We start from the raw sequence: 8,087 nt of genomic DNA, 5'->3' as shown, positions 1-8,087 counted from the left end.
CAGCCCGTTGCGCATCGGTCACCGACAACGGCGGAATCTTCGGACCCGGACGACTCATACCCAACCAACGACGAATCTCTGACTCAGGTCACTAGGAGGGCTCTCCCCGTTCCGCGTGGACCCGCGACGTCGGGTACGGTCCCCCGGCCATCGCCGACGGGACCCGCGCACCACGTTGCCGGATCATCCCCGCACTCGCCGTACGGGGAGGCCCATCCGCCGTGCCGGGCACGGGGCTTGCTGTCGCCGGGCGGTCCACGGGCAGCGGGGAGACCCGTGCCAGCAGCACCGCAGCCCCCGGGAGGCTCGCGGCGAAGGCGAGGACGCCGTAGATCACCGCGGTGGTGAGCCCCTGCGCCGCGCCCAGTCCGGCGGCGCCGAAGGCCCAGGCGGCGACGCCTTCCCGGGGACCCCAGCCGCCCACGTTCAACGGCAGCGCCATCGCGAGGAGCGCCAGCACCACCAGCGGCACCAGTTCGGCGGCCGGTGCGGTGACCCCGGCGACCCGGGCGGCCAGCACGAACATCCCGAGGTAGCCCGCCAGCACCGCCACGGACGACAGCGCGACGCCGGGCCAGACCCCGCGGGCCAGCAGGCCCTGGCGTGCCTCGGCCAGGACGGTGCGCAGGGCGCGTTCACCGCGGGAGGCACCCCGGCGCCGGCGCAGCCGGACGGTGACCGCCGCCACCAGCAGACCCGCGGCGGCCACGGACAGCGCCACGGCGGGCGAGGCGAGGAAGCGGGTGACCGGTGCCAGGACCGGCGACGGGCGGACCAGCAGCACCACCGCCCCGGTGACGAGCAGGACGACCTGGCCGGCGGTCCGTTCCAGGGCCACCGCGCGCACGCCCCGGCCCAGGTCGCCGGAGCTGCGGCCGTGATGGACGGCGCGGTGCACATCGCCCAGCACGCCACCGGGCAGCGCCGCGTTGAGGAACAGCGCCCGGTAGTAGTCGGCGACGGCCCGGCCGAGCGGAAGCCGCAGCCCGAGGCCGCGGGCCACCAGGCACCAGCGCCAGGCGCTGCACACCGTGGTCAGCACGCCGATGGCGAGCGCGGCCGCCAGGGTGGCGGCGTCGATCCGGCGCAGCCCGTCCAGGAAGACCTGCGAGCCCAGATGCCAGACGAGGGCCGCCAGGATGCCGAGTCCCGCGAGCATCCTGAGCCATGCCACCCAGCGGGCCCGCTTCATCACACGCTCCCGGACGGGTACGGGGGCAGCGCCAGCAGATCGATGTGATGCACCGCCACGGTCAGCTCACCCGCCGCGCACTCCTCCAGCCGCCGGCGCAGATACGCGACGGCCTCGGGCGCCAGCTCCGGCTGCTGGGCGTGCGCGGCACCGACCCAGCCGCGCAGCCATTCGGCGATCAGCCCGGATTCGGCGGAGCTGAGCCGCCACGGACTGGACTGCGCCAGCACCGTGGCACCGCGCCGTTCGAACGCCTCCACCGCCGCCGCGACCGCGTCCGGGCCGAGCAGCGCCCGGCCCTGGTCGGTGCGGCGCTGATGGTCGTTGAAGGCGCCGGTGAGCCGGGCGTCGAACGGGTCGGCCGGGCTCAGCTCGACCCGCCCGGCGACGGAGAGCGCCAGCAGCACCGGGCTGCCCGCGCCGACACAGGCCTCGGCGAGGTCCTCCACCTCCTCACGGGTGAGCAGATCGAGCAGTGCGGAGGCGGTGACCAGGGACGTGCCGGCGAGGTCGTCGGCGGTGAGGGCGGCGAGGTCGCCGCGTGCGGTCGTGGCGGTGACGGGTGTGCCATCGGCGGCCGTCACCGGCATCCGCGCACCGGCGAGGGCGAGCAGGTCCGGGTCCAGGTCGTGCAGCACCCACTGCTGCGGTCCGGGCAGCCGGACGGCGAGCCAGCGCCCCATCGAGCCGATGCCGCAGCCGAGGTCGCGGATCACCAGACCACCGGCGCTGCCGGGCGGGCCCGCCGGGGCGGGCCGCGCCTCCAGCCACGCCCGCAGCGGGCGCAGCAGCTCGGGCGCCCGCGCCGCGGCGTCGGCGCGTTCCCGCAACTCCAGCCAGCGCGGGGCGAATCGAGGCCGTTCCTGCGCGCTCATCGCGTGCTCCGGGGCTCGTCCCGAAGCCGTTCCAGCACTCCGGCCAGACTGTGCGACGTCATCTCCCACCCCTCCAGCATGGCACGCCGTGCGCGCGCCGAACTCCTGACCCGGTCCCGCAGTTGTGGATCGCCCAGCCAGCCGCGCAGCGCGTCGGCGAGCGCCGCCGGCCGGCCGGGCGGTACGAGCAGGCCGGGCACCCCGCCGTCGGGGTCCTGCCCGACCGCTTCCGGTACGCCGTCCACCGCCGTCGCCAGCACCGGAATCCCGCGCGCCAGCGCCTCGGTGACGACCATGCCGTAGGTCTCGGCGGACGAGGTGAGCACCAGCAGGTCGGCGGCGGCATAGCGCGCCTCCAGGTCCGCGCCGGTGCGCGGCCCGGTGAAGGTGATCCGGTCGTCGAGGCCGAATCCGGTCACCGCGCGGCGGAGTTGGGCGGCGTATCCGGGGTCGCGGCCGAGTGCCCCCACGCAGGCGCAGCGCCACGGCAGCTCGGTGACGGTGGCCAGCGCGTCGATCAGCCGGTGCTGTCCCTTGCGCGGGGTGACCGCGGCGACGCACAGCAGGCCGGTGGCACCGTCGGTGCCGGGTGCGAGCGGCGCCGGGTCGACGCCCGGCCGGGCCGCGTGCACCCGCGCGGCCGGCAGTCCGTGGTGGGTGACGAGCCGGCGGGCGGCCCAGTCGCTGGTGGCCACGACGGCCTCCACGGCGTGCAGGGTGCGGTGTTCGCGGGCGTCCAGCTCCGCGGCCAGGGCGGGATCGAGGCCGGTCTCGTCGCCCAGCGGGAGGTGGACCAGGACGGCGAGCCGCAGCCGTTCGGTCTCGGGGGCGAGGATCTCGGGGACGCCGCAGGCGACCAGTCCGTCGAGGAGGACCACGGCGCCGTCCGGCAGCGCCGCCAGCCGCCCGGCCAGCTCCGCGCGGGCCGTGGCGTCCGGCTGCGGCCAGCCGCCGGGGAGTGCGTACGGGCGGACCTGCCAGCCGGCGGCCGGGAGGTCGCGGCACACCCGGCGGTCGTAGGTGTTGCCGCCGCTGGGGGCCGCCGGATCGTCGATGTCACCGGGGAGGACGAAGTGCACCACACGCTCCGCAGCGGTGGTGCCGGTGCGGGTCACAGAGTGCGCTCGTACGTCGCCCAGGCGATGTGGGACTCGTGCAGGGTCACCGATATCCCGGCCAGTTCGCGGGCGCCCTCGCCGAGGTTGCCCGCCTCGATGCGGTCGGCGAGCCGGTCGGCGACGACCTTGGCCAGGGCCTCCGTCGAGGTGTTGATGCCGGCGAAGGCGGGCTCGTCGTCGAGGTTGCGGTAGTTCAGCTCCCCGACCACGGCGCCGAGTTCCCGGGTGGCCAGGCCGATGTCGACGACGATGTTGTCGGCGTCGAGTTCGGGGCGGCGGAAGGTCGCGTCCACGATGAAGGTCGCGCCGTGCAGGCGCTGCGCGGGGCCGAAGACCGCGCCACGGAAACTGTGGGCGACCATCAGGTGATCGCGGACGGTGATGCTGAACAAGGCCGTTCCTCCGGTGTGATGTCGGTCTCAGTGGCGGTGTCGCCGGGGCGGGTTCAGGGCGTTCTCAAGGGGGGGTTCAGTCGTCCGCGGGTCCGTACCGGATGCGGTGGCACAGTGCCGGGAGAGCGCCGGAGGCGAGCCGGGGCAGCACCTCCGGCAGCTCCTCGAAGGCGGACTCGCCGGTGACCAGCGCGTCGAAGGCGGGGTCGGCGAGCAGGTCCAGGGCGAGGGCGAGCCGGTCGGCGAAGGTGCGGCGGGCGCGGCGGGCCGGGGAGACCGCGCCCACCTGGCTGCTGCGGACGACCAGCCGGCGGGAGTGGAAGGCCTCCCCCAGCGGCAGGCTGACCTGCCGGTCTCCGTACCAGCTCAGCTCGATGACGGTGCCTTCGGGGGCGAGCAGTTCGAGCGCGCGGGTCAGCCCCTGCTCGGTGGCGCTGGCGTGGACGACGAGGTCGCAGTCGCCCAGCGCGTCCTGCGGCAGCGCGAAGTCCACGCCCAGCGCCCTGGCGGTGGCCTCCCGCGCGGGGTCGGCGTCCACCAGCTGCACCCGGACCGCGGGGTAGCGGGCGAGGACGGCGGCGACGCTGCAGCCCACCATGCCCGCGCCGATCACCGCGATCCGGTCGCCGACCAGCGGCGCGGCGTCCCACAGGGCGTTCACCGCGGTCTCGACGGTGCCCGCCAGGACGGCCCGCGACGCGGGGACGGAGTCGGGTACCGGAGTGACGGCGCTCACCGGGACGACATAGTGCGTCTGGTGCGGATAGAGGCTGAAGACCGTACGGCCCAGCAGCGCCGACGGCCCTTCCTCGACGACGCCGACATTGAGGTAGCCGTATTTGAGAGGGGCGGGAAAGTCGCCTTCCTGAAAGGGCGCCCGCATCACGGAATGCTGGCTCTCGGGCACACCGCCCCGGAAGACCAGGGTCTCCGTTCCGCGGCTGACTCCGGAACAGAGTGTGCGCACCAGAACCTCGTCCGCACCGGGGTCCGGCAAGGGTACGGTCCGGATTTCTCCGTGACCTGGAGCGTTTATCCAAAACGCACAAGCGACGCGCGGCATCGGAATCCTCCTGGACGCTCCGGCGATGATTCGTCGATGCTGGGGATCATGAGAACGCCGTCACCATACGCGGCACCTCTCCACTCCGCCACACATCCCGGGAGGCATGGTGGCTGTACAAGAGCGTTACGACACAAGGCCGTTCGGACCGGACATTACGGCAGGCACGGGAGTGCAGCTGCTCGTCCTGGAAGCACTGCGCAGGGTGGCCGGTCTGGGCACCGTCGGGTGGCTGACGGGCGGTGTGTTCGCCGTGGCCACCTGGGGCGTGCTCACCGTCGCGCTGCGCCGGTCGTGGACCCCGTCGTTCGGCATGGCCAACCGCGTCACGCTGGCCCGCACGATCCTCGTCGGCGGGGTGACGGCGCTGGTCGCGGACTCCTTCGCCCGGCCGGCGCCGGTCACGGTACTGGTCGCGCTGGCCGCCGTGGCGCTGGTCCTGGACGCGGTGGACGGTCAGGTGGCCCGGCGCACCGGCACGGTGACCCCGCTGGGCGCGCGCTTCGACATGGAGGTCGACGCCTTCCTCATCCTGGTGCTGTGTGTGTTTCTCGTGGTGCCACTGGGCGCCTGGGTGCTGTGCATCGGCCTCATGCGGTACGTCTTCGTCGCGGCGTCCTGGTTCCTGCCGTGGCTGAGCGGCGCGCTGCCGCACAGCATGGCCCGGAAGACCGTGGCGGCGCTCCAGGGTGTCGTGCTGGTCCTGGCCGGTTCCGGAGTGCTGCCGCGCACCGCGGCGGCCACCGCGGTGGGCGGGGCGCTGGCGCTGCTCGTGTGGTCCTTCGGGCGGGATGTCGGCTGGCTGTGGCGGGTCCGGGGGCTCACGGCCGGGGCGGCCGCGGTGCCCGGCCGGGACAGGGTCGGGGCCGGTGCGCCCGCTATGTCCCGGCGTGCCGGCCCAGATAGATGACGAGCGCCAGGAAGACCAGCAGCAGATGACTGACGACGAAGTAGAGGAACACCCGTCGCCACAGGCTGCGCCGGGAAGCGTGGTGGGTGAGCAGGACCGCGCCGGGCAGCCGCGCCAGCTGGGTGCCGGGGCGGACCGCGGTCGCCCGGGGCCGCCGGACGCCGCAGCGCGCCGAGGTGTGCCGGTGGGCGGCGCCCTCCGGGCAGACGCGGCCGTGTCCGCGTGCCGTACGGAGCGTCCCGCGCCCAGGGGGGCGTCCCCGGCAGGGCCGTACGGTGCCCGGACCGGAGGGCGTGGGTATGCAGGTGCGGGAGCGGACCGCCCGCCAGGGCGGCGGCCCCTTACGCCGTGGTGTGCCGGACATCAGCGATCACCCTGTCCCGGTGGGGCGCATGCGGATGATTCCCGTCCGGTCACCGTCGGTGGAGCGGAGCGCGCGGTTCACGAGACCGCCCCCACTCCGCCGGCCGCCGGCACCCCGCCGACCGTGGGCCGGGGCCGGGGCTCGGCCTGCCGGAGTTCGGCCAGCAGGGCGTGCTGCCCGGTGAGCACCTCGGCGAGGACCCGGCGGGCGGCCCGCAGCAGCTCGGTGACCTCGTCGCCGGCCAGTTCGTAGACGACGGTGGAACCGCTGCGGGTGGCCGTCACCAGACCCGAGCGGCGCAGCACCGCCAGCTGCTGGGAGAGCGCGGACGGCTCCACCCCGATCGCGGCGAGCAGCCCGCGCACCGGCATCGGTCCGCTCTGGAGCAGTTCCAGCACCCGGATACGGACCGGATGGCCCAGCATCCGGAAGAATTCGGCCTTGGCCTGACAGACCGGGGACCACGCACCGTTCATGTCCGCGCCCCGCTCCCGGGTCCGGCCGCGGACCGCGCCGCACACACCCGTTCCCCTGCCGATTCGGCGAAACCGCCCACGCATGTCCTCCGCGTTCAGGCCGCACGGCCGTCGCGTCATCTGTTGAATTGCGGAATTCTGCAACTGTAGACGACGAGGGCGGGCGACTTGAATGGGTGTGGGGGACAAACCCGGGGGCGGTCGCGGTACGGGGCGTGGCCGGGCGGGTGCTCCGCCGCCCGTTCGCCGCCCGGACCGCCCCGGCCGGACGAACTCCGCGGCAGCCGCACGCAGTTGTCGCACGGGCCGCACCACTGGCCGTCGGGCACGGGGTACGCCCCGGGCCCGCCCCTGGTCACGGCTGCCGGAGCCGCCGGTGCGCCGCCCGCCGTAATCCCGGTGGACAGCCCCGCTCCCCAACCACATAGTGACGCCCATGACTTCACTGGTACGCCACATCACCATCGACTGCACCGACGCCTACCGCCTGGCGAGCTTCTGGGCACAGGTGCTGGACGGGTCGCTGGCCGAGGACGATCTGCCGGGCGATCCGGAGGCCACGGTCACGTCCGCGGGCGGTGCGCTGCTGTTCATCACGGTGCCCGAGGCCAAGGCGGTGAAGAACCGGGTACACCTGGATCTGCAGCCGCAGGGCTGGGGCCGGGACGAGGAGGTCGAGCGGCTGCTGGCGCTCGGCGCGACGATGGTGGCCGACCACCGGCGGGCGGACGGGACGGGGTGGGCGACGCTGGCCGATATCGAGGGCAACGAGTTCTGCGTGGAGCGCAGCGCGGCGGAGCGGGCGGGCTGAAGCGGCCTCAGCCCTGCGGCGGCCGGGCGGCCGTGAGGCGTTCCCGCGCCTCGGCGAGGTCCTCCTCGGTGGGGGCGTCGTCCTGGGTGAGGGTCCGGCGCCAGTACCCGCTGAAGTCGATCTGCTGTCGATCGATCCCGCGCTCCGCGACCAGATGGCGCCGGAGGGCGCGGACCGTCCCCGCCTCGCCGGCCAGCCAGGCGAAGACCGTCCCGGGCGGGAAGGTGAGGGCGCGGACGGCCGCCGGCAGGGCGTCGCCGCGCCCGTCCGTGTGCACCCACCGCACGGTGAGGTCCGCCCGGGTGGTGAAGCGCTGCTCGTCGGCCGGGCCGGGCACCTCGACGCAGGCCAGTGCGCGGGTACCGGCCGGCAGCGCCTCGACGAGGGAGCCGAGGGCCGGCAGCGCGGTCGCGTCGCCGGCCAGCAGCACCCAGTCGGCCCGGTCCAGCGGCAGCGCCCTGGCGTACTCGGCGGCCGGGCCGTACCGGGCGAGGGTGTCGCCCACGGCGGCGGAGGCCACCCACCGGGTCGCCGGGCCGGCCGTCTCCGTCGTGCCGTGCAGCACGAAGTCGACGGTGATCCGGTGCCGGACGGGGTCGTGGGAGCGCACCGTGTAGCTGCGCATCCAGGGCCGTTCGTCCTCGGGCAGCGCGAGGTAGGCCTGGTACCAGCGCATCGCGTCGCCGTCGGCGGTGTCGGGCAGCCGGGGCGCGCGCTGCCCCGGCCTGGGGAAGAGCAGCTTGAGCTGCTGGTCGGGCCAGGCCGGGAACTCGTCGAGGCCGTCACCGGCGAAGGTGACGCGGACCATGTGCGGGGTGAGCCGCCGGACGTCGGTGACCTGGATGAGCGCGACGGGCACGGCCGTCATCGGGTCCTCCATGGGGCA

At 74.7% G+C, this 8,087-nt stretch carries 10 protein-coding genes; 2 read left to right on the top strand and 8 right to left on the bottom strand.

Translation table 11 applies throughout. The features are described from left to right. Positions 1-91: 91 nt before the first annotated feature. From ACWC9R_RS12920 to ACWC9R_RS12900, 5 genes are all read right to left on the bottom strand, one after another. Positions 92-1,192, bottom strand: coding sequence for a lysylphosphatidylglycerol synthase transmembrane domain-containing protein (locus ACWC9R_RS12920; protein ID WP_450731092.1), 1,101 nt, complete (start codon positions 1,190-1,192; stop codon positions 92-94). Next, positions 1,192-2,067 (bottom strand): SAM-dependent methyltransferase, encoded by an 876-nt coding sequence (locus ACWC9R_RS12915; RefSeq protein WP_450731090.1) that lies wholly within the window; start codon positions 2,065-2,067, stop codon positions 1,192-1,194. Before ACWC9R_RS12915 ends, ACWC9R_RS12920 begins: the two co-directional genes overlap by 1 nt. After that, the gene (locus ACWC9R_RS12910) at positions 2,064-3,182 is read right to left on the bottom strand and encodes a glycosyltransferase family 4 protein (protein ID WP_450731088.1); all 1,119 of its coding nucleotides are present in this window, start codon (positions 3,180-3,182) and stop codon (positions 2,064-2,066) included. Before ACWC9R_RS12910 ends, ACWC9R_RS12915 begins: the two co-directional genes overlap by 4 nt. Further along, complete coding sequence (locus tag ACWC9R_RS12905; RefSeq protein ID WP_362614039.1) at positions 3,179-3,577, bottom strand: 6-pyruvoyl trahydropterin synthase family protein; 399 nt, start codon at positions 3,575-3,577, stop codon at positions 3,179-3,181. Before ACWC9R_RS12905 ends, ACWC9R_RS12910 begins: the two co-directional genes overlap by 4 nt. A gap of 76 nt (positions 3,578-3,653) precedes the next feature. After that, positions 3,654-4,640, bottom strand: a complete 987-nt coding sequence (locus tag ACWC9R_RS12900; RefSeq protein WP_450731086.1) for a zinc-dependent alcohol dehydrogenase — start codon at positions 4,638-4,640, stop codon at positions 3,654-3,656. A 109-nt stretch (positions 4,641-4,749) separates the two neighbouring features. On the opposite strand from ACWC9R_RS12900, the gene ACWC9R_RS12895 reads away from it, so the two are divergent. Then, positions 4,750-5,550 carry a CDP-alcohol phosphatidyltransferase family protein gene (locus ACWC9R_RS12895; protein WP_450731116.1) on the top strand — a complete coding sequence of 267 codons (801 nt, stop codon included), beginning with the start codon at positions 4,750-4,752 and terminating at the stop codon, positions 5,548-5,550. On the opposite strand, the gene ACWC9R_RS12890 is transcribed toward ACWC9R_RS12895, so the two are convergent. Beyond that, positions 5,519-5,914, bottom strand: a complete 396-nt coding sequence (locus tag ACWC9R_RS12890) for a DUF6126 family protein (protein ID WP_450731084.1) — start codon at positions 5,912-5,914, stop codon at positions 5,519-5,521. The genes ACWC9R_RS12895 and ACWC9R_RS12890 overlap by 32 nt on opposite strands. 77 nt (positions 5,915-5,991) lie before the next feature. Beyond that, on the bottom strand, positions 5,992-6,390 hold the full coding sequence (locus ACWC9R_RS12885) for an ArsR/SmtB family transcription factor (RefSeq protein ID WP_450731083.1): 399 nt from the start codon (positions 6,388-6,390) through the stop codon (positions 5,992-5,994). Positions 6,391-6,826: 436 nt separating this feature from the next. On the opposite strand from ACWC9R_RS12885, the gene ACWC9R_RS12880 reads away from it, so the two are divergent. Further along, a complete protein-coding gene (locus tag ACWC9R_RS12880; RefSeq protein WP_450731081.1) occupies positions 6,827-7,201 on the top strand; it encodes a VOC family protein in 375 nt (124 codons plus the stop codon). Positions 7,202-7,208: 7 nt separating this feature from the next. Here the strand turns inward: ACWC9R_RS12880 and ACWC9R_RS12875 are convergent, their stop codons facing one another. Beyond that, a complete protein-coding gene (locus ACWC9R_RS12875; RefSeq protein ID WP_450731079.1) occupies positions 7,209-8,069 on the bottom strand; it encodes a siderophore-interacting protein in 861 nt (286 codons plus the stop codon). Positions 8,070-8,087 lie beyond the last annotated feature (18 nt).

The organism is Streptomyces sp. NPDC001219 (assembly GCF_053597915.1).
This window is presented reverse-complemented; position numbering and strand designations above follow the sequence as displayed.